The organism is Chitinophaga sp. (assembly GCF_019236475.1).
GTDB lineage: Bacteria > Bacteroidota > Bacteroidia > Chitinophagales > Chitinophagaceae > Chitinophaga.
In genome coordinates this window covers 74,336-96,288 of sequence record NZ_JAFAIX010000011.1, presented here as the reverse complement: position 1 = coordinate 96,288, position 21,953 = coordinate 74,336, and the positions used below count along the sequence as shown (strand labels likewise).

The following is a 21,953-nucleotide window of genomic DNA, read 5'->3' as shown; positions in this document are numbered from 1 at the left end:
CTTTTTATTGAAAATGATGATTAGTAATTGGTAACTGGATATGGCGACTCATAACTGCTAGCATTTGAAGATGTACCAACGGAGCAGGTATTGTCTTTATACCAGAAATAGCGCTTGTCTGAAGTTTCAGCGATTCCCACCGCTCTGATATCTGAGAAGGATTTTCCAGCAGGAACGGTGTATGGTTGAGGACCGCTATAGTAGGCGAAATTGCCGGAATTACCTACTGAGTAGGTTCCATCATTATACCATGCATAGCATTTACCATCCTGTTTGCTGATACTGATACCAACGATATTAGCAGGTGTTTTTCCTGCTGGCAGCGTATATGGATAAGTTATATTCAAAGCCGGATAGGTATTGAGTTGGGAGAACCCGCCAGTACTGAGGGTTCCATCCTTATACCATACGTATACCAGGTTTGTATTTGCGATACCGATTTCTACTACATCAGCGGGAGTTTTACCAGCAGCGAGGCTGTAGGAATTCATTTCGCCATAGATAGAGCCGGAATTACCACGGGTAACATTTCCACCCAGACCGAAGTAGAAGCTACCATCATCGATGCCGATATCAACGCCTGCCATGGTATTTATGCTACCAGAGTTACCACTGGCATTAGGTGTTCTTGGGTAGATGTAACGGGCGGCTGTCAGGTCATAGTAGTCAAATACAGGAGATGGGGCTGTGGTTGGAATAACAGGCCACATCAGAGAGTTTTGATCACTTGATGGAGTACCAGGAATCAAAGCTCCGCCACTGCCGTCTGCGTGCATGAAGCCAAGTGTATGTCCTAATTCATGGGTAATTGCATATGCTTTCAGCTCTGGGCTTAAATAGTTGTGAAAGGTGTTGATTCGTAGAGAATCGCCTGTTGCCCCATTTGATTTGGGATAATAAGCATATGCGATAGTGGTGGAATTTTCATACATGTTATCACTTGCCACCAGGTCTGTAGCTACATCGTCAGAGTAGATGGTAAAAATGATTTTGGTAGAAGATCCCAACATATTGTAGTTGTTCCAGTATTTGATGGCATCCCTAAGTGCTTTTTTCCAGGAAGGATCAGAGATGTGATCTTTTATCCTAATATTGGTGACAACAGTGTTGTTCAACACATAAGGATATCTGTATTGTTCTGTTGTCGGGCCATTGCCTGAATAAGGCTTGTTTTTCATATAATCCTGTACATCTTTCCTGGACAGGACTATATCACCCTGCATGAAGAACACTTGTCTGTCTGCATCATAAACAATCAAGGATTCCTTTAATCCGGTGGTTTGGGTAAGATATTGTTTCATCTTACTGATTTCCTCCGCGGAAGCAGGTGCTTCCTTTGTGATAGATTGAGATTCGACGTTACCTTTTTTACAGGCAACAAAAAACAGGGCCATGGATACTGCTGCAGTACCTGCGAGTTTCACAAACGTTTTGTTCATAAATGGATTTATGTATTTGGTTAAAATGACTGAGGTTATATGCTACATGAAAATTTATTATAGGGATTCGTTATGTTCAAGGTAGGATGATATCAGCATATAGTAATTATATTTTTTTAGCTAGATAACCGACTTAAATTGACGAAGCCACTGCAGAGCATATAAGAGTGCTGTTGCGGTGGCTTCTGATGTAGATTAAAAATTAAAGCAGTTCCAGGCTTAGATAATTTCTTTTCTTTATGGCGCTGCAAAGGTGTGGGAATCTAAGAGATGAAACTACAGTGCAGTGGGGAATTAATGATTTGTTTACATGAAATGGGGGAGTAGATGGATGTAAAGGCCAGGGAGACAAAACTTCACAGGCACCGCTGCCGGTACCTGTGAAGCGATTTTAAGGCTAATTCCAGCCCGGATTCTGCGTCATGGTGGAACCGGGTACCTGCAACTCTGATAATGGAATAGGAGACAGATAATCCCTATTTATGTTGAATTTATAACCGGAACTCATCGCGCCGATCTTCTGAAACAGTTCAATATAACCGTTGGCATCCACTGGATAGCTAGACAGGAGGTTTGCTGGAACAGTATTTACCCATTGTTTGAGTTTTGCTCCTTTAGGCTTCCAACCCACGATCAGTTTGCCCGCAGCGCCCCAACGCAGAATATCGTCTCTCCTAAATCCTTCGCACGCCAGTTCAATTCTTCTTTCCCGACGAACTTCATTCAGGATTGGGCTGATATTGTTGAATACCCAGTTTGGATCTGAAACAATAGCGCCCATTACGAGGTTCGGCATACCAACTCTACCACGGATTTTGTTGATGGTGATGTCGATATCTGCTTGTGTCAACGAACCCAATTCTGCTTTTGCTTCTGCATAGTTCAACAGTACTTCTGCATAACGCATCAGGATGAGTGCAGTGGTGCCCACGTCACCAGCGTATTGCTGATAATAATCTGGGTTATGGCCTTTATACACTTGGTAACCAGTGGCAGGCTTTCCTTCGTTGGCCGCGTTGAAAGTAGGTACCTGGAAAATTAGGTTAGCTGCACCTGCTGGCTGGTTGTTGGTAACGATATGCTGACCATCGTTTACATACATGGTTTGCATCAGTCGCGGATCTCTACCCTGTACAACTGAATTCAGGGAGTCATCCCCTTTATACAACGGACTAACAGCAATCGGCTGGCCATCCAAGCAGAGATAATCATCCACCAGGTTTTTAGTGAGGCCACGACCTGCTCCACTATTCGTATATCTGTGCCAGTTATGAGTAGGTCCTGTGGTCACATTGTACTGACGCCAGAACATGACTTCCTTACTACCACTGAAATCTGTTTGATTAAAGAGGGACCAGTAGCCAAATGGTTTACCCACGTTATCCAACGAGAAGAGACCGGAGTTCATCACAGCAGTAGCTGCATCTGCGGCCGCTTGCAGGTATTTGGTAGGGTTGGCATTGGCAGGAGAGAATGGTGTCCCACTTAAATATTTCTCCCAGGTACCTTCAAACAGCGCCACACGGGATTTAAATGCCATTACATATTCTTTGTATACGCGTCCTGCCTGGCTGGCTGGTTTGGAGGGCAGATAAGCAATTGCACTATCCAGATCGGCCATAATGGAGTCTGCTATAACATTGCGCGGAAGTCGTTTGTTAAACAGCTCCGGAGAATTCGGAGTTAAGGCTTTGCCTACCCAAGGCAGATCACCGTAGGCTTTCATCATTCCGTAGTAGAAATAAGCACGGAAGAATTTTGCTTCACCAACGTATGGTTTCACATTGTTCCATGGCTCATTTACTTTGGAGTAATTGTCTAACAGATAATTGATATTACGAAGAGTTCCCCAGCTCCAGCCACCGCCGCTGGATGGAATTACAGTTTCCCCATTTAGCCAGGTATTATAACCCATGCTAATCATATTATCACTGCCCTGGTCTGCATCCAATCCATAAATACCAATCGTACCGTAACCGGTGTAAGCAGGGATGTTATTGTAAAAGCTATTGCTATACAACTTCAGATCGTTGGATGTTTTCCAGTATTGGGCATCACTGATCACTGTTTCAGGGCTTCTGTCCAGGAAATCCTTTTTGCAGGAAGCCAATCCGACAGCAGCCAGTAAACATGCGGAAATTATCTTAGGAAAACGCATATGCGGAATATTTTTTAATTAGAGAATGATGTTGATACCACAGGAATAAGTTCTTTGCAGCGGATAAATTTTCGAATCGCTGATCGATAATTCCGGATCAACAGTTTTGATGAGTTTGGTGAACGTGGCGAGGTTTTCCACACTCATGTATACACGTACTTTTTGTGCATGTATGCGTGTAATCATATACTTCGGAAGTGTGTATCCCAACTGCAAATTCTTGATACGCAAGTAAGCTGCATTTTGCAGGTATCTTGTCTGTACTTGCGTATTCTTATTGTTTTCACCGCTCATATAAAACTTAGGGAAATAACCATTCTGATTGGTAGGAGTCCATCTGTTCATTTGTGCAGTGAAAGGAGAACTCTGCCACTCATCGCCTACGATACCCCAGAAGTAGTTGGAGCCAATCCATGCATCTCTTTTAGCAACGCCTTGCAGGAATATACCCAGATCAAATCCTTTGTAATCAAAATTCAGATTCAGGCTGTATTGATAACGTGGTGTGTTGTTACCGATAACACGTAAGTCGCCACTGCTATCCACTGTATTTTTACCATTATTAATGATACCATTGCCATCAAAGTCTTTGTAGATAACATCTCCGGCGTGCCAGGTGCTATTCCAGAAAGAGGCTTTAGGTGCTTTAGCTGCGTCTGCATCTGTTGCGTATAATCCCAATGTGGTGTAACCCCAGATTTCGCCCATTGTCTGGCCTTCGTACCAGGTATCCAGTGTGCGGGATGGGTTATTGTATTTTACTACCTTTCCTTTATAGTCAGAGAGGTTTGCTCTAACGCCATAACCCAGTTCACCAATTTTATCATTCCATGAGATGGTCAATTCAAAACCTTTTGTCTGAATGGCTGCGTTGTTGATTTTGGGAACGCTTGAACCCAGCAGTCCTGGCAAAACCTGTGCAGGCCCAGCGAAATCATCTGCTTTACGGATATAGTAATCGAAGTTTACTCCCAGTCTGTTATTAAGCATACCAATGTCGGTACCGATACCGTAAGAAGTAGTGGTTACCCAAGTCAGATTAGAATTTACCAGTGGTGGCATACTTACAGAGGCTTGTTTGTTGCCGCCGAATAACCAGCTAGTATTTGTAGGAGTAGTGGTTCCCAGGCTAGGATAGAACGGATAATAAGTACTGATAGCAGGATCTCCCAAGAACAGTTGATCTGGTGAAGAACCGTAGCTACCTCTGATTTTGAATGCGTTCACTACTTCTTTCAATGATGCCCAGAATGGCTCTCTGTCTACATTCCAACCGGCAGATACACCTGGACTAAATTTCCATCTGTGACCAGCCAGGAATCGGGATGTACCATCGTAACGTCCGTTTACTTCCAGTAGGTATTTGTCGGCATAATTGTAGTTGAATCTTCCGAAAAATCCTTCTACGGCTAATCTTCTTATCTGGTCTGAAACGGAAGGAGTGGTATTATAGGTCAGACTTAAAGAAGGAATATCATTGGAATATAAAAGAGAGTTGGAGGCACCATAGGCTGTATAGTTAGTCAGCTCACTAGTAAAACCGCCTAATAATCTGAAGTTATGATGACCGAACCCTTTTTCATATGATGAATAGGCGTTAATGATATGGTGTTCGTTACGATAATTATTGCGAGCAAAAGAGTTTGGAGTAGTACCGCTGGTAGGGGCGGTAGAGCCGTCCGGCAAATAAGTGTAAACTGTTTTCAGTTGATTCTGTTGATCGTATAAATCACCGTCAAAGGTATAGTTACCAACGATTTCCCAGCCTTTCAGCGGGGTTAATCTGATTTCGCCGGTCAACATCGGCTGATCTTCCGTGATTTTGTTTCTACCGCCTTCCTGGTGCAATGGCACATTACTTTCCGCGCTATAGTGGCCGTCAGGATTGATGAGGGATACCGTAGGGAATTTCCTGGCGATTTGGTGCATATAGTTACCACCTGTTTGACCGGAGTATACGTTAGGTGTATTGAACATGGATCTGCTGATGGTACTGCGCAGGGTAAAAGACATCCAGTTAGTAACATTGGATGTTAAGTTTGCCCGGATATTGAAGCGTTTGAACTCATCATTTCCATAATTATACATACCTGCATGGTCGTTGTAACCGATGCCGATATAGTAGTTGCTTTTCTCTGTAGCTCCGCTGATACCAACATTATGTTGTTGGCTGAAAGCAAATTTTTTGAAGTAAATTTTAAACCAATCGTTGTTGGCATTACCGGCGTTCCAGTTTAACCAGCTATTGGAGTTAGGATCTTTGATGGTTTGTGTGGTAATCGTTCCTGCCTGATAAGCTTTAATCCTGTCGATGGTTTCCTGGCTGAAGAATGGTGCCCTGCCTGCATTTGCGAAAGCTTCGTTGTAGATATTCGCGAAGTCCAGGGAGTTCAGCATTTTAGGGAGATTGATCGTTTGTGCCCAGGCGAAGTTGTCATCGTAAGTAATTTTAGTCATTCCCATTTTACCTTTTTTGGTAGTGATGAGAATAACGCCATAAGGAGCAGAAGACCCATAGATAGCGGTAGACGCCGCGTCTTTCAGTACGGAAATGCTTTCCACATCACTAGGGTTAATGGCATTGATATCGCCGCCCTGAATACCATCAATTACTACTAATGGGCCACCTGTTGCATTTAATCCCGTATAGCCTCTGACGTTAATATTCTGTGTAGCATTGGGAGCGCCTCCACTAGTATTGGTAGTGATGTTCAGACCAGCCACCATCCCTTGCAAGCCTTGCGAGATGCGGGTAATAGGTCTATTTTCCAGTACTTTTCCGGACACCTGTGCTACAGAGCCGGTGAGATTTACTTTTTTCTGTGTACCGTAACCTACTACCACTACGTTTTCCAGTTGCGATACTTCCGGAAGAAATTTAATAGTGAGGGAAGATTTTCCAGCCACTGGTACTTCCTGCGTTTGAAAACCGATATTTGAAACAACGAGTACAGCATTATCAGGAATACCCGACAAATGAAATTCCCCATTGACATTGGTGATAGCAGCTTTCTTCACACCTTTTACCATTACCGTGGCGCCTGGAACCGGACTCCCGGTATTGTCTACCACACGTCCATGCACGGTATCGGCTGGTGGTGCGGCAACTGGCGCTGGTAATGCAGCCGCTTTATTGAGTATAATCGTTTCGCGAATGAGTTTCCAGGTGAGACCTTGATCTTTCAGGAACATGTCCAGCACACTGGGTAATGGTTCATCCACCACTTCGATCGTTACATTCCGTGTATTAGACAGCACATTGGCGTGATACCAGAATTTGTAGCCTGTCTGTTTTTCGATTTCTGTAAGCGCTTCCTGAATAGGTCTGTTTTTCTTACTCATGGTAATTTTCTGAGAAAAACTTTTGGCGCTGATTTGAAGGAAACTGACTAGTAGAATTACAGTTGTTAGTTTCATAACCTTCCAGATTTTGGTTTTCGGACGTGCAGGTCCGCGCTGATTGATTGTTTGCGGTGACAACAGCATAGTTGGATTATTAAGGATAACAGAATAGTGAAGAGATGAGCAGATCCTTACCGGATGTGATGATCCGGCTGATATACTATCAGTTCGTTACGTGTTGAATCGTGATTAATTGGTCATAACCGGGGAAGCGGAATTATCCGGTTAGATTGTTCACTGGCTGTTTGATGTTGGTAAATAAATATCAGGTGATAACCGGTACTCGTAATAGTCCGGCTGCATGGTGTTTGGTAGTAGGGGAGCCCCCTTGACACGACGATTTTAAAAACATAAATTTGATTTAGGTGATAAAATATGCTTGATCGACTGGCGTTTTTATTGCCGTTAGAACCGGGTAATGTTGGCGCATTCCCGGTTTTTTATGTGATTTAATTGATTACACGATAAGTTTACTTATTCAGGATATACTATCAGTTTATTTTTGTCCACTTTCGTATGAATACCGCTTTCCGTCAGGATGGCGAGTACATCTGCGAGTTCGTAACTTTTCTTGATGTTTCCAGCGAATTTGAGATCCGGAACATTGCCAGCATACACTACTTCGAGGTTATGCCATCTTGCGATTTGCCGGATGATGACTGGCGTACTTTCGCCATTGAGGGAGAAGTAGCCGTTTTTCCATGCCATTACATGATCAGTGTCTGCATGTGAAACAAATTCAATTCCTTTATCCGTGGCCATTTTGGCTTGTTGTCCTGGTTTTAGTAATAGGGAATCGTTTTGCTGATAAACTTTTACTGCGCCATCCATTAATGTAACATTCGTCCGTGGCTCGTCCGTATAGGCGTTAATGTTAAAACTGGTGCCTAAGACTTTCACTGACTTATCACCGGAATGTACCACGAATGGTTTTTCTGTGTGTGGCGCTACTTCAAAATAGGCTTCGCCGATGAGTTCCACAGAGCGCTCCAGACTGTGGAATGTATTAGGGAAGCGCAGTTTCGAACCTGTATTCAGCCATACTTTCGTACCATCTTGTAACACCATGAGGAATTGGCTTCCCGCAGGTGTGACTAATTCATTGATTTGGTTGTCGGCTTCGCCGTTATTTTGGGAGACCACTAGTCCTCCCGACAGATGTATGCTATCGTTGCCCTGTGTAAGGGTATTATTATCGTCATTTAGCTCAATTTCGCGGCCATCGGCCAGTTTGAGTACTGCTTTATCTTTTTTGTCACGGGTGCTTTGCCGGGCCAATGTTTTGGTCGTGCTATCTTTTTTGTGATTCCAATAGGACAGTGCGCCAACAGTCATTAGTAAAGCCACCGTAGCGGCTGCACCGATGCGGAGTAAACGAATTTTCGTTTTTCTCCTGGCAATACCTGTGCTTTCATAAATACGATCCTTCAGGATAGCATCTATTTCAGCGGGTGTACCCATTTGTTCTACATTCCACTGTTCATCTTGCTCAAGGGTGTCCAGCAGCTCATGGTATCGGTTGATATCCGTATCTGTTGCGGTTCCCAGGGCGATTTTTTCGGCCAGGGAAGCCAGTTCTTCGTGGATCAATGCGATGGCTGTTTTATATAAGTAACGTGAGAAAAGGTTATCCCCCAAAGAGAAGGAAAAAAATTATAAAAAATAATAGAGGAGTAAAAACCAGCATATAACGCCAATGAATAAACGAATTCGCTTAAGTGCAATAGTGATCTGGTTTTCCACTGTTTTTACAGAGATATTTAGGCGGCTAGCTATTTCCGCATGGGAGAGGTGTTCATTCCTACTAAGACTGTACACTGTTCTGCATTTATCTGGCAAAGTGTTGACAGCATGTGCAATCCTAGTTTTCAGTTCGCGTAGGTGTACATCCTCTTGCGTGACTGTTTTTTCTGTGAGGTAGTAGAGAGAGTTGATGAGTTGCTGGCGCGACTTATCTGCACGAAGATAATTGGCCATTTTATACCTGGTAGCGGCTTTAAGATATTGTTTAAGGCTGGTAATTTCGATTGTTTCTCGATTCAACCAGAGCCATGTAAATACTTCCTGGACTACATCGAGGGCCATTTCTCTATCTTTCAGGGTACAGAAAGCGTGTTTATAGAGATCGGGCCAGTGCCTGGCATAGATGGTATCAAATGCCGGTACTTTTCCATTTTTCAAGTGGAATAAAAGTTCACTGTCCTCCATCGCGTTCCAACCGATCATAATCGATTCGATAAATAATTAGGCGATAATAATATCTTAATTGCAATCTATACCTAATTGTCTAGTGAAGATTATAGTATTTTGATCAAGGGTTATGCTATTTTGACTCTTATTTGGCGGCGGATAGTTTCTGCACGCATTGCTGCATTTCATCCTCGGAAAAGAGGAGGCGTTTTTTGTAGCCTAATTCTTCCCCATTGAGATATCCGAAAGTAAGCGTGTACTGCGCTAGGCGTTTCGATTTTTGAAGGCCTGGGAGGGATTTCAGTAAGTTGGTTTGCCCGCTGTGGGTGCCGTGGATAGTGAGTTCGAAAGAGGTTTTAACGGAGGTTATTACAGCAATGAATGGTTTTTCCATAAAAGATAATTTTTGCTGAAGTTAATAAAAAGAATAATTAAACTTCTAAAAGAGATAATAAAAATAACAAAAAAGTTTATTGAATTTCTTAAATGGATATTAATTGTCTGTTTAGAAAGTTTGAATGTATATTCCTTTTTAGAAATGAGTCTTAATGAAAGATCAACGATATAAGGCGATAAAGGCATTATTTTCTACAGGAGGGGTAGATAGTGTTCAGACAATATTCAATATTGTTCCGATTTCTGTTGTTCAGAAAGATATGGGAGTGAATTATTCAACGCTTCATAGGAAAGTACAACAGCCTGAATTGTTTAATGTACGAGAGCTTATGCAGATGGCGGACTTATTCGATATTGATGCAGTGGATTTATTCGAAGTGATCGTAATAGATCTCAATAAGAAAAAGAAGAAGGGACGATAATTCATCGTTAAAAATTACTCACATGATCAACATAGTTGTACTGGACGGATACGCATTAAACCCTGGAGATCTAAGCTGGGATGGACTCAAAGCCTTGGGTAATGTTACTATTTACGACCGTACGCCAGAGGCGCAGGTAGTAGAGCGTGCCATTGATGCGGATATCGTACTGACGAATAAATCCATACTCAGTGCGGAGAGCATCGCGCGGTTACCACAGTTGAAATACATCGGGGTGATAGCTACCGGCTATAATGTAGTAAATATTGAAGCTGCGAAAGCACGGAATATACCTGTTACGAATGTACCGGCGTATAGTACATCGGCGGTAGCACAGTTGACATTTGCCTTGATATTGGAATTGTGTCATCGGACGGGCGCGCATAGTGATGCTGTGAGGGCCGGGCGTTGGGCGAGTAGTAAGGATTTTTCTTTCTGGGATTTCCCGTTGGTAGAGCTGGAAGGGAAGACATTGGGGATAGTTGGATTAGGACAGATAGGCCAGGCGGTTGCGCGGATAGGGTTGGCATTTGGTATGAAAGTCATTGCACATCATAAGCATCCGGAGCGAGATCAAATGGAAGGCGTCACTTTTGTGGACCTGGCTACTTGTTTTAAAGAGGCGGATGTGGTGAGTTTGCATACTCCGATGAGTGCCGCTAATAAAGAGTTTGTGAATGCTGCCTTGCTGCATACGATGAAACGCACCGCTTTCCTGATTAACACTAGTAGGGGTGGATTGATCAATGAAGCCGATGTGGCTGCGGCCTTGCAGGAAGGGCGCATTGCAGGAGTAGGCTTGGATGTTTTATCAACTGAGCCGCCGGCAGTGGATAATCCTTTAATTGGGAGTCCGAACATTATTATAACCCCTCACATTGCCTGGGCAACTTCTGCTGCTAGGGGAAGATTACTGAACAAAGTAGTAGAAAATCTTGCCGCATTTCTATCTGGGCGGGCCCAAAATGTCGTAAACAAATAAGATATTTTATATGTTATTAAACGTATAGTTGATAAAAAACTTAAACTGTTTTTTATTGCTATACGTTTTTTAATTGTATAATATACCCTTATAGATATGTTCATTTACCAAGTCAAAAATGAACAAAATGAACAAACCCCCTAAATAATGAATGAAAAGACTGATTGCAGATCCATTAGTAAATCGGTACTTTGAATAAACGTAAAAAATACCCTTTGTCAGGGTAATCCCAAATCGAGATTCGTAGTGCGCATTTTTTCTAGTTACAACAATTAAATCTATCTAAAATGAAACCGACCGTTTTATTGGTAGAAGATGATCAGTTTTTTGCCAAGGTTATGAAAAGGCATATAGAAAAAGCCGGCTATGAGGTAATATATTGTACGGATGGTGCGGAAGGATGGGACACCTTTCAACAAAAGGATATAGACCTATGCGTTATCGATGTGGTCATGCCCAAGAAAGACGGTTTCGAACTTACCCACGATATTCGCAAAATCAATGAAAATGTCCCCATTTTAATCACTTCCTCCCGATATATGGACCAAGACCGTATGCAAGGGTTCGAAGCCGGTGCGGACGATTACATTGTAAAACCATTCAACATGCAGGAATTCCTCCTGCGGTTGGAAGTCTTCATAAAAAGGGCTCGCTTACTCCGCAGTGAAAAGCAAATCACTTATACCGTCGGTAATCTCTGCTTCAATTATCAACAATGCGCTGTTACCATGGACGTAGAACGTCCTGACCCTTCAGGCACTGGTACCCGCTTGGAAGCAACCGTTACGCAACTGCCTCCTAAAGAATCAGACCTCTTTAAATATCTATGCGAAAATCCCAATAAAAAGCTCAAACGGGACCAAATTATGTCTTGTGTTTGGGATGGGGAAGAATCGTATAATAAACGCACTATGGACGTATACCTGACCCGCTTACGCAGGTATATAGCCCCGGACCCTTCTGTCAGCGTTCAAACATACCATGGAAAAGGTATCATGTTTATAGCCGATGAAACGGGCCGGACCCAAGAAATTGTCAAAGCCTGACTTTAATTTTTGGCTGCTACTATCCGTTGAAAATCAATAAACGTCCTGCTTCAAACAGGACGTTTCTATTTATAGATCTTGCCAGCAAACGCATCGCATCCACCTAGCAAGGGGAGAAAGTAATCCGAGTTCTGGCTGTCTCCCAACATCTGTCTTAAACATAACGTCCTGTTCTAGCAACAGGACGTTTTTATTTTAGCGATTGCCATTAAATGCATTGCATCCACCTAGGAAGGGGAGAAAGTAATCCGAGGCCTGGCCATCTCCCTACAATATCCCTAAAACAAAACGTCCCGCCATAAGGCAGGACGCTTCGCTGTTATTGTGTTTGTACTTACTTCAGATTGTGGAAAACTGCCTGTACGTCGTCGTCTTGTTCTAGACGGTCTACCAGCTCCAGTACTTCTTTAGCCTGGTCCTCTGATAATTCAACGAGATTGGCAGGAATACGCTTCAGTTCAGTACTGATAACTTCCAAACCTTTGTCTTCCAAAGCTTTAGACATGTTACCGAACTCAGTGAACGCAGCGCGGATAATAATATTACCTTCTGCATCCTCTCCAATTTCTTCCAGACCGAAATCGATCAGTTCCAGTTCCAGATCATCCAGGTTTTGGCCAGCATTCTTCACCTTGAACTCACCCACGCGGTTGAACATGAATCCTACGGAACCACTGTTACCAAGGCTACCACCGCATTTGTTGAAGTGCATACGCACGTTTGCAACAGTACGGGTAGTGTTATCAGTAGCAGTATCCACCATAATGGCGATGCCATGAGGTGCATAACCTTCGTATACAACTTCTTCGTAGTCAGTTTTATCCTTACCCATAGCGCGTTTGATCGCAGCGTCAACACGGTCTTTCGGCATGTTCACTGCTTTCGCATTCACTATGCAGCGACGCAGGGCAGGGTTATTGTCAGGATCAGGGCCGGCTGCCTTTACGGCGATTGCTATATCCTTACCAATTCTGGTAAACTGTTTTGCCATCCTGTCCCAGCGGGCAAACATGGTAGATTTTCGAACTTCAAATATTCTTCCCATTGGAGTGGTATTCTATAATTGGATCTTTAAAATAATGCGCAAATTTAAGTTAATCTGGCAAAGTAATGAAATCCACGCTTGGGACTAATCCATCATCTTACGTGCCTTACTGTGTTTGACACTATAATTAAAGTAGATCAAGAAACCGATACCCAGCCATACAAACAGACGGGTCCAGTTTTCCAGACCGAGACTGATAATCATAGTCAGGCAGGCTACAGCACCCACTATCGGAAGAACTGGCACCCAAGGTGTTTTGAACCCACGAGGCGCATCCGGATTGTTTTTACGCATGATAATCACCCCAACACATACCAGCACAAAGGCAAACAAGGTACCGATGCTGGTCATATCGCCTACAACGCTGTCTGGTACAAATGCCGCAAACAAGGTGGTGAACCCGAAGAACATCCACTGAGAACGGTATGGCGTACGATATTTAGGGTGCAGTTTTGCAAATACAGGAGGTACCAGACCATCGTTACTCATAGAGTAGAATACACGGGTCTGACCCAGCAGCATCACGAGGATTACGGAGGAGAAACCAGCCAGGATAGCTACCGTAATGAAGGTAGACAGCCAAGCGTAACCGTGCATGTAAGTATCGATGGTATAAGCAACAGAAGCCTCACCACCAGCTCTTACAAAGTCTTTATAAGGTGCGATACCCGTCAATACATAAGAGAACAGGATATACAGTAAAGTACAGATAGCCAGAGAAACCAGGATACCGATAGGCATGTTTTTCTTAGGATTCACTGTTTCCTGTGCAGCAGTAGATACTGCATCGAAACCGATGAATGCAAAGAATACCACACCAGCCCCTCGCAAAACGCCTCCCCATCCATGGTTGAAGAAGTTGGAGTAATCCACTACCTGGCCATTGTGCATGGTAACAGTACCAGCATCAGCAGCGATAGTGAATGGAGTATGGTTAACAGGGTTGATAAACTGCCATCCCAGGATAATAAAGAGGATTACGATCGCCACTTTACAAATAACAATGATGTTATTAACAATGGCGGAACCCTGAATACCACGTACCAGCAACATCGTCAGCAGCAGCAGGATACCTATAGAAGGTACGTTCATGATACCTCTTACGCCAGCATCGCTGATCTCAAATGGGCTGTGACACCATTGATAGGGTATCGTAATGTGGAAAATGTTGGTGAGCAATTTATTGAGGTACTGAGACCATCCAATAGCCACAGTGGCGGCTCCGAGGGCATATTCCAGTACAAGATCCCAACCGATAATCCATGCGATGAATTCACCTAATGTAGCATAGGAGTATGTGTAGGCACTTCCTGCAATCGGAATCATAGAAGCAAATTCGGCATAGCATAAACCCGCGAGGGCGCAACCAAATGCTGCAATGATAAAGGAAATTGTAACGGCTGGTCCGGCGTGTTGACCTGCGGCAGCAGCTGTTCTAACGAAAAGACCTGCACCAATGATGGCGCCGATACCCAGTGCGATCAATGATCCGGCACCAAGCGTTCGTTTAAGACCTTTCTCTGAATCGGATGCTTCCGAAAGTAATACGGAGAGTTGTTTCTTGGCAAATAGTTTGCTCATAAGCCAAATTGTTGGTTGATTGTTTTAAGGTAGATTTGTTTGTTGTTGATTGTTAATCGCCAAATATAATATTTGCAAACCAAAATCCCTCGCTTTATTTTACCTTCGGCGACTCATAATTAAGCCAGTAACCTTATTTTTGAGAAATTTTTGGTTACAACGAAAAACATCACAGCATTTAATTTTACCGTCGCATGAAGAAATCCAACAAGCTTACTTTGTACATCTTTGTGGCCATGGTTGTAGGGATCGCAACAGGATACATAGTAAACTACTCTTTTGGACAAGCACATCCCACGCCAGAACAACAGGCTAGCATTCAGAAATTTAGCAGTAATATTTCAATTCTGACTGATATCTTTCTCCGTCTTGTAAAAATGATTATCGCGCCACTTGTATTCTCCACCTTGGTGGTAGGTGTGGCTAAAATGGGAGATATCAAAGCAGTGGGTCGTGTAGGTGGAAAAACAATGCTGTGGTTTATCAGTGCAACCTTTGTATCATTGTTTTTGGGATTGATACTGGTAAATATCATGAAACCAGGTGTTTCCCTGTCATTACCCCTCCCTGATACACACGCTGCTTCAGGGGTTTCCAAGGCGGATATGACGCTTAGAGGCTTTTTCCAGCACGTGGTGCCGGACTCTGTGGTGAATGCAATGGCACACAATGAAATTCTGCAAATCGTAGTATTTGCTATTTTCTTTGGTGTAGCCGCTGCGGCCGTAGGTGAGCAGGCCAATCCAATTGTGAAACTGATGGATAGCTTGGCGCATATCATGCTGAAAGTAACTGGCTTTGTAATGAACTTCGCACCATTTGCCGTTTTTGCTGCAATGGCTGCTATCGTAGCAGATAAAGGATTAGGTGTTTTATGGACGTACGGTAAATTCATTACCCAATTCTATGCGGGATTATTCAGTTTATGGATCGTTTTAGCCATGGTAGGATTCCTGATACTTGGCAAACCAGTATTCCGTTTACTGGGTTTGATTAAAGATCCGGTACTGCTGGCTTTCGGTACTGCTTCCAGCGAAGCGGCTTACCCACGTACCATGGCTGAACTGGAGCGTTTTGGTTGTGACAATCGGATTGTGAGCTTTGTACTGCCACTGGGTTACTCCTTTAACCTGGATGGTTCTATGATGTATATGACGTTTGCTAGTTTGTTCATTGCCCAGGCGTATGGCATGCATCTGCCTATAGATCAGCAGATCACAATGCTCCTGGTGTTGATGATTACCAGTAAAGGGATTGCCGGTGTTCCTCGTGCCAGCCTGGTAGTAATTGCAGGCACCCTGTCTATGTTCAACATCCCAGAAGCGGGCTTACTGTTGTTGTTGGGTGTGGATCACCTGCTGGATATGGGCCGCTCTGCTACTAATGTAATCGGTAATGCCATGGCTACCGCTGTTGTTTCCAAATGGGAAAACAAACTGGAGCTTGAACCCGCTGAGGCCAATGCCAATGCCTAATGCCAAACATTAACATTCTTATTAGAGATTATTCTATATTTTACCGATCCCGAACGTATTTTTTATCGCATGGACCAGATAATTGAGTTATTCAGACACCTTATTAATCCGAAATGGATTATTGATCACGGAGGATTATATCTACTAGTAGCAATCATTTTTGCAGAAACCGGCCTGTTTGTGGGCTTTTTTCTGCCAGGAGATTCTCTGCTGTTCTTGGCAGGATTCTTTGGTAAAGAGTTATGTGCCGGCTTTCACGATGCACCTTTCTTTGTATTGATGTTAATCATTGCCCTGGCTGGGGTTTTAGGTAATATGGTAGGTTTTTGGTTCGGACGTAAATCCGGCCCCCTGTTATTTAAAAAGAAGGATTCCCTGCTTTTCAAGAAAAAGCATCTTTACCAGGCTAAAGAGTTTTATGACAGATATGGCGGCGGCGCTATCTTTTTTGCCCGTTTTCTGCCAATAATCCGCACTTTCGCACCAATTGTGGCCGGAATTGTGGGAATGGAACGCAAACGTTTCATGATGTTTAATATTATCGGTTCCTTCTCTTGGGTATTTTCCATGATGCTGGCCGGTTTTTATCTGGGACAAAAATTCCCTGGTCTTAAAGATCACCTGGAACTGATTGTGATCATCCTGGTGCTGATTACTACGCTGCCAGTACTACTGAAGCTGATATTCGGAAAGGCGAAGGTGCCACATGAACACCACGAAATAGAGCAAAACAAACCGGATGAAATAACGCAATCCAAATAAAACATTAATAAAAAATGCCATGAAGTATTATCTTTCATGGCATTTTTGTTTTTATCAACCACGTTTATTTTTCCAATGTTATCAACCAAAGAAATGAAAACTGAAAGCCAGACAGCTTCCATCTTCAACATTGCGGTCATTGTTGCGTCGCTGGGATATTTTGTCGATATCTATGACCTGCTGTTATTTACTATTGTTCGTGTGCCGAGTTTGAAGTCGTTGGGACTTCCTCAATCAGAAATTGACGCCGGTGCTGGCTTGTTATTGATTAACATCCAGATGGTCGGTTTATTGATAGGCGGTATTTTCTGGGGGATTTTAGGAGATAAGAAAGGGAGACTTAGTGTGCTCTTTGGGTCTATTCTCATTTATTCAGTGGCTAATATCGCCAATGGCTTTGTACATGGTATCAATGGTTATGTACTCTGGCGCTTTGTGGCAGGCTTTGGTCTGGCAGGAGAGCTGGGAGCGGGTATTACCCTTGTATCAGAAATATTGCCCAAAGAGAAACGAGGATACGGTACTATGATTGTGGCTACTGTAGGGGTTTCCGGGGCCGTTGCTGCGAACTTGATTGCCAAAGCAGTAGGCGATTGGCGCATTTGTTACTTTATTGGTGGCGGTTTGGGATTGGCTTTGCTGCTCTTGCGTATTAGTGTGATGGAGTCGCAAATGTTCAACAAGGTGAGGGAGGCTGCTACTGTCAGAGGCAGTTTTGTAGCGCTTTTTACCAGTAAGGAAAGATTGTTGAAATATTTAAAATGCATTTTACTGGGTACGCCTACCTGGTTTGTAGTAGGTATTTTAATTGCGTTTTCGAATAAGTTTGCCAGTGAGATGCAAGTCCAGGGCGTGATTAGTCCCGGCGATGCCGTGGCATTTTGTTACGCTGGGTTAGTGTTAGGAGATTTCAGCAGTGGCTTGATCAGCCAGGTGTGGAAGAGCAGGAGGAAAGTAATGTTATTGTTTCTGCTGATGACAGCGGTGATGGTGGCGATTTACCTGAATCTGCACGGCGCCAGCACAGTTGTATTTTATACCGTATGTTTCTTCATGGGCTTCAGCGTAGGGTTCTGGGCCATCTTTGTAACGATAGCTGCAGAGAGCTTTGGTACCAACCTCCGTGCGACCGTGGCTACCACGGTGCCTAACTTTGCGAGAGGAATGCTGCCGCTGATTTCTTTATTATTTATTTCTGTGCAGGGCAAGTTTAACCTATTGCAGAGTGGCGCTATTGTGGCGGCAGTATGCATAGGCGTATCCATGCTCGCAGCGTGGAGCATAGAAGAAACCTTCGGGAAGGATTTAAATTATTTGGAAAAGCTCTAGGGGTTTTAGGAGTAGTGATCCAGCACTTTATCCAGTAGGTTATTCAATTGTGCTGCCTCTTGCTCGTCCAGTCCTTTCAATATATTTTCCAGTTGATTGATGTCTTCATCTATTCTACTGAGGAGTTCCAATCCTTTTGAGGTTATTCTTACATCAACGGATCTTCTGTCGAGCTCACTGCTTTTGCGTTCCACTAGTTCCGTTTTTCGGAGTCGTTCAACGAGTCGGGATACATCGCTCATTTTATCGAGCATGCGATCTTTAAGCACATTGATGCTAGCGGCTTGAGGGTGTTGTCCGCGGAGGATGCGCAGTATATTAAACTGCTGCATGGTGATATCATAGTTCTTAAAGAATTGCTGATGACGGGAGGTCAACCAGTTGCCCACAAAGATGAGGCTTACTAGCCCTTTGTGATACTCGTTACTAAAGGATTTCTGAGTAATTAACTTTTCCAGGTTAGACATACGCACAAAAAGATGTAACAATATTATTATATCGAAATTACGATTCTTTTTTAACACTACTTAACAGTTAGACCCCCATCCCGGTTTTAATTGATTGAAAATAAAAAGGATCAGTGGGTAACCACTGATCCTTTTACTTTCTTTGAATGGTGGAATAGGATTAGACCTTTTCCTGCATATTATCGAGGACGTCCATTACTTCTTTCACGTGTTTCGCGGAAGTACTGAGCAATTCTTTTTCGCTGGCGTTGAGCTGGAGTTCAATGATTTTTTCGATACCATTTTTTCCCAGCACTACGGGTACTCCCAGGTAAATATCTTTCAGGCCATATTCGCCGGTGAGCCAAGCGCACACGGGGAATACGCGTTTTTCATCTTTGAGGATGGCTTCTACCATTTGGGCCGCAGCGGCGCCTGGAGCGTACCAAGCGGAAGTTCCGAGGAGATTGACGATTTCGCCGCCTCCTACTTTAGTGCGTTGGATGATGGCTTCCAGTTTGTCTGTGGCAACCAGTTCAGTTACGGGAATACCTGCAACGGTGGTATATCTTGGGAGGGGAACCATGGTGTCGCCATGGCCGCCCATCAGGATAGCCTGAATATCTTTTGGAGAGCATCCTATTTCATCTGCCAGGAAAGCGCGATAGCGGGCAGTATCGAGGATACCGGCCATACCGAATACCTTGCTGCTATCTTTTTTAGCGGTGAGGTAAGCGCAATAGGTCATTACGTCCAGCGGATTGCTGACAACGATAATGATGGCGTTTGGTGAATGTTTGGTAATATTTTCAGTTACTGAGCGCACGATACTGGCGTTTGTGGAAATCAGATCGTCGCGGCTCATACCGGGTTTCCGGGGGAGGCCGGATGTAATTACTACCACCTCGCTACCGGCTGTTTTAGAGTAGTCGTTCGTAACACCGGTGACTTTGGTTGTGTAATAATCGATTGGTGCCTGTTGCCATGTATCCAATGCCTTTCCTTCAGCTGTTCCTTCCTTGATATCAAGCAAAACCACCTCCGTTAAGAAATCTCTGTGAGCAAGTACGTTGGCGCAGGTGGCGCCTACGTTTCCGGCTCCTACTACTGTAACTTTCATCTTGTCTATGGCTTTTAAAGTGAACAAAAAATGTATTATCAAGTTACGCATTTGGAATCAACAAAATGCGTTTTGCGCCGATAATAATTAATTTAATCAATTAAAAGAGCTGACTAAAAAATCTTTTCAACACGATCGCATACCTGTGGTAGCTAACCGGGCGAAGCCCAGAACTCCGCAGGTTGACATCGAAGATGCCAACTTAATTACCCTATAATGGTAATTATCGTTATCTGCGATATTTAAATCGACATCGAAGATGTCGATTTGGTCTGTTCCGCCCTTCGGGCGGTGACGCTGCGCTGAGCTTTTGGTCAGCCCTTAAATTATTTTTTGAGGTAATAGAGAAGGGAGTCTATTTTTGCAGTGCCCTCGAAGCCGTGGACGAATTTGTCTTTGGCGGTGTAGATGTAGAGGCCGGGGAAGAACTTCAGGTCATAGAAATACATGATTTGACGGGAAGGTTCGCTGGCCATGATGATGTTCGAATACTTTGATATATTATAATGATTATAGTATTCTTTCATTTGGTCTACCTGGAATGGGGTCACCATCAGGATCTGGTAGTTCTTGAATTTGTCGATGTTTTGGATCAATTCTTCAGTGAGGTGTTTGCAATGGTCGCAGTCCACACTGAATACGAAAACCATGGTTTTGTCCTTTTTCAGGTCCTTTTTGGTGATAACATGGCCATCGGGGAGGGTCATGGGGAATGCAGGTACGATTGGGTACTGCAAATACGGAGGTTTCCCTGAATTTGGATTAAACTGGGCTTTAAGCAGCATTGGCATGCAGATAGACAGCAGTAGAAACAGATAACGCATACTATTTGGATTTCTTGAATTTTGAGGTCAATTTACCCCTTTAATGTCATTTTCTGCATTAAAATGCAGAAAAAAGGGTTAAAAAGGCACTAATCTGTCTATTTTTGGGAATAAGTTGTTCGTTCATATGCAGAAATTTTTACTTTTGCATTCCTTATAAATTTTTAACTTAAAAATTAGTAACCTTTTATGGCTACCACCGCAGATATCAGAACAGGATTGATTATCAAGCTGGATAACAGCTTATATTCTGTTGTAGAGTTTGGTCAGAACAAAACCGCCCGTGCAGCAGCAAAGGTTTGGGCTAAATTGAAGGGCGTTGACAATACACGTTCTATTGAGCACACCTGGAACTCCGGCGATACCATCTTCCCGGTTCGTATCGAGAAGAAACCTTTCCAATTCTTATATAAAGATGAGACCGGTTATAATTTCATGGACAACGAAACTTTCGAGCAGATTGTGATGGAAGAGCAGACTATCGATGCTCCACAATTCCTGAAAGATGGCCAGGAAGTTAGCGTTCAGATCAATACTGAAACTGACCAATACATGGCAGTTGAATTACCTGATAAGATCGTTGTGCTGGTTACTTATTCTGAGCCAGGCGTAAAAGGTGATACTGCTACCCGTACCTTGAAACCAGCAACCGTTGAAACCGGTGCTACAGTAATGGTTCCTTTGTTCGTAGAAGAGGGTGAAATGATCCGTGTCAACACCAAAACTGGTGAGTATATCGAGAGAGTAAAATAATTGATAGTCTAACTATATCACATTTCTAAACCAAAAGCTGTCTACATGGACTTTAAACAGATTCAGGAACTGGTAAAAATGATTAACAAATCAAATATCAGTGAACTGAGCATTGAGCAGGACAAGTTTAAGATTACAATAAAACAGAAAGACAATGAAGTACAACAGGTTATTGCTGTACCTGCGGCGGTTGCGCCAGTGCAGGCAGTAGCACCTGCAGCTCCAGTAGCTGCGCCTGTTGCACAAGCAGCACCTGTTGCTGCAGCACCTGCTCCAGTTGCTGCAAAAGCAGATAACCTGATTACCATCAAATCACCAATGATTGGTACTTTCTACCGTTCTGCTGGTCCTGATAAGCCTGCATTCATCAATGTAGGAGATGAGGTTTCTTCCGGTAAAGTTGTTTGTATCATTGAAGCGATGAAACTGTTCAATGAGATTGAAAGTGAAGTATCCGGTAAAATCGTGAAAGTGCTCGTTGATGACGCTACTCCGGTAGAATACGATCAACCATTATTCTTAGTTGAACCATAATAGCATGTAGCCTTTGGTCGTTAGCCTTTAGTTTTCGCATTACTGCATA

The 21,953-nt window shown here is 43.4% G+C and carries 19 protein-coding genes; 8 read left to right on the top strand and 11 right to left on the bottom strand.

Annotation, left to right across the window (positions count from 1 at the left end):
- Positions 1 to 20: 20 nt before the first annotated feature.
- The 6 genes from JO154_RS14960 to JO154_RS14935 form a co-directional block, all read right to left on the bottom strand.
- Positions 21 to 1,439 carry a M57 family metalloprotease gene (locus JO154_RS14960; protein WP_291946857.1) on the bottom strand — a complete coding sequence of 473 codons (1,419 nt, stop codon included), beginning with the start codon at positions 1,437 to 1,439 and terminating at the stop codon, positions 21 to 23.
- 397 nt (positions 1,440 to 1,836) lie between these two features.
- Positions 1,837 to 3,597 (bottom strand): RagB/SusD family nutrient uptake outer membrane protein, encoded by a 1,761-nt coding sequence (locus tag JO154_RS14955; RefSeq protein WP_291946856.1) that lies wholly within the window; start codon positions 3,595 to 3,597, stop codon positions 1,837 to 1,839.
- 18 nt (positions 3,598 to 3,615) lie between these two features.
- Entirely contained in the window at positions 3,616 to 7,014 is a 3,399-nt protein-coding gene (locus tag JO154_RS14950; protein WP_291946855.1) for a TonB-dependent receptor, read from the bottom strand.
- Between the two features lie 459 nt (positions 7,015 to 7,473).
- A complete protein-coding gene (locus JO154_RS14945; protein WP_291946854.1) occupies positions 7,474 to 8,589 on the bottom strand; it encodes a FecR family protein in 1,116 nt (371 codons plus the stop codon).
- Between the two features lie 63 nt (positions 8,590 to 8,652).
- Positions 8,653 to 9,225, bottom strand: coding sequence for an RNA polymerase sigma-70 factor (locus JO154_RS14940; protein WP_291946853.1), 573 nt, complete (start codon positions 9,223 to 9,225; stop codon positions 8,653 to 8,655).
- A 109-nt stretch (positions 9,226 to 9,334) separates the two neighbouring features.
- Entirely contained in the window at positions 9,335 to 9,583 is a 249-nt protein-coding gene (locus tag JO154_RS14935) for a hypothetical protein (RefSeq protein ID WP_291946852.1), read from the bottom strand.
- Positions 9,584 to 9,737: 154 nt separating this feature from the next.
- Between JO154_RS14935 and JO154_RS14930 the strand changes: the two genes are divergently transcribed.
- From JO154_RS14930 to JO154_RS14920, 3 genes are all read left to right on the top strand, one after another.
- Entirely contained in the window at positions 9,738 to 10,007 is a 270-nt protein-coding gene (locus JO154_RS14930) for a hypothetical protein (RefSeq protein ID WP_291946851.1), read from the top strand.
- Positions 10,008 to 10,029: 22 nt separating this feature from the next.
- On the top strand, positions 10,030 to 10,989 hold the full coding sequence (locus JO154_RS14925) for a D-2-hydroxyacid dehydrogenase (RefSeq protein WP_291946850.1): 960 nt from the start codon (positions 10,030 to 10,032) through the stop codon (positions 10,987 to 10,989).
- Positions 10,990 to 11,276: 287 nt separating this feature from the next.
- Positions 11,277 to 12,035 (top strand): response regulator transcription factor, encoded by a 759-nt coding sequence (locus JO154_RS14920; RefSeq protein ID WP_291946849.1) that lies wholly within the window; start codon positions 11,277 to 11,279, stop codon positions 12,033 to 12,035.
- A gap of 334 nt (positions 12,036 to 12,369) precedes the next feature.
- Here JO154_RS14920 and JO154_RS14915 read toward each other — a convergent pair whose 3' ends face one another.
- Together JO154_RS14915 and JO154_RS14910 are read right to left on the bottom strand one after the other, a co-directional pair.
- Positions 12,370 to 13,080 (bottom strand): YebC/PmpR family DNA-binding transcriptional regulator, encoded by a 711-nt coding sequence (locus tag JO154_RS14915; protein ID WP_291946848.1) that lies wholly within the window; start codon positions 13,078 to 13,080, stop codon positions 12,370 to 12,372.
- A gap of 84 nt (positions 13,081 to 13,164) precedes the next feature.
- Complete coding sequence (locus tag JO154_RS14910) at positions 13,165 to 14,661, bottom strand: amino acid permease (RefSeq protein WP_291946847.1); 1,497 nt, start codon at positions 14,659 to 14,661, stop codon at positions 13,165 to 13,167.
- A gap of 194 nt (positions 14,662 to 14,855) precedes the next feature.
- Between JO154_RS14910 and JO154_RS14905 the strand changes: the two genes are divergently transcribed.
- The 3 genes from JO154_RS14905 (at position 14,856) to JO154_RS14895 (ending at position 18,227) form a co-directional block, all read left to right on the top strand.
- Entirely contained in the window at positions 14,856 to 16,136 is a 1,281-nt protein-coding gene (locus JO154_RS14905; RefSeq protein ID WP_291946846.1) for a dicarboxylate/amino acid:cation symporter, read from the top strand.
- Positions 16,137 to 16,205: 69 nt separating this feature from the next.
- Positions 16,206 to 16,898, top strand: coding sequence for a VTT domain-containing protein (locus JO154_RS14900; RefSeq protein ID WP_291946845.1), 693 nt, complete (start codon positions 16,206 to 16,208; stop codon positions 16,896 to 16,898).
- Between the two features lie 93 nt (positions 16,899 to 16,991).
- Entirely contained in the window at positions 16,992 to 18,227 is a 1,236-nt protein-coding gene (locus tag JO154_RS14895) for an MFS transporter (protein ID WP_366935589.1), read from the top strand.
- Positions 18,228 to 18,232: 5 nt separating this feature from the next.
- Here JO154_RS14895 and JO154_RS14890 read toward each other — a convergent pair whose 3' ends face one another.
- The 3 genes from JO154_RS14890 to JO154_RS14880 all read right to left on the bottom strand — a co-directional run bounded on the left by JO154_RS14890 (position 18,233) and on the right by JO154_RS14880 (position 20,617).
- Positions 18,233 to 18,694 carry a MarR family transcriptional regulator gene (locus tag JO154_RS14890; protein ID WP_291946841.1) on the bottom strand — a complete coding sequence of 154 codons (462 nt, stop codon included), beginning with the start codon at positions 18,692 to 18,694 and terminating at the stop codon, positions 18,233 to 18,235.
- Positions 18,695 to 18,854: 160 nt separating this feature from the next.
- A complete protein-coding gene (gene mdh, locus JO154_RS14885) occupies positions 18,855 to 19,793 on the bottom strand; it encodes a malate dehydrogenase (protein WP_291946839.1) in 939 nt (312 codons plus the stop codon).
- 326 nt (positions 19,794 to 20,119) lie between these two features.
- A complete protein-coding gene (locus JO154_RS14880; protein ID WP_291946837.1) occupies positions 20,120 to 20,617 on the bottom strand; it encodes a redoxin domain-containing protein in 498 nt (165 codons plus the stop codon).
- A 189-nt stretch (positions 20,618 to 20,806) separates the two neighbouring features.
- On the opposite strand from JO154_RS14880, the gene efp reads away from it, so the two are divergent.
- Both efp and accB read left to right on the top strand, forming a co-directional pair.
- Positions 20,807 to 21,370, top strand: a complete 564-nt coding sequence (gene efp / locus JO154_RS14875; RefSeq protein WP_291946835.1) for an elongation factor P — start codon at positions 20,807 to 20,809, stop codon at positions 21,368 to 21,370.
- A 45-nt stretch (positions 21,371 to 21,415) separates the two neighbouring features.
- Positions 21,416 to 21,904 carry an acetyl-CoA carboxylase biotin carboxyl carrier protein gene (gene accB / locus JO154_RS14870; RefSeq protein WP_291946833.1) on the top strand — a complete coding sequence of 163 codons (489 nt, stop codon included), beginning with the start codon at positions 21,416 to 21,418 and terminating at the stop codon, positions 21,902 to 21,904.
- Positions 21,905 to 21,953 lie beyond the last annotated feature (49 nt).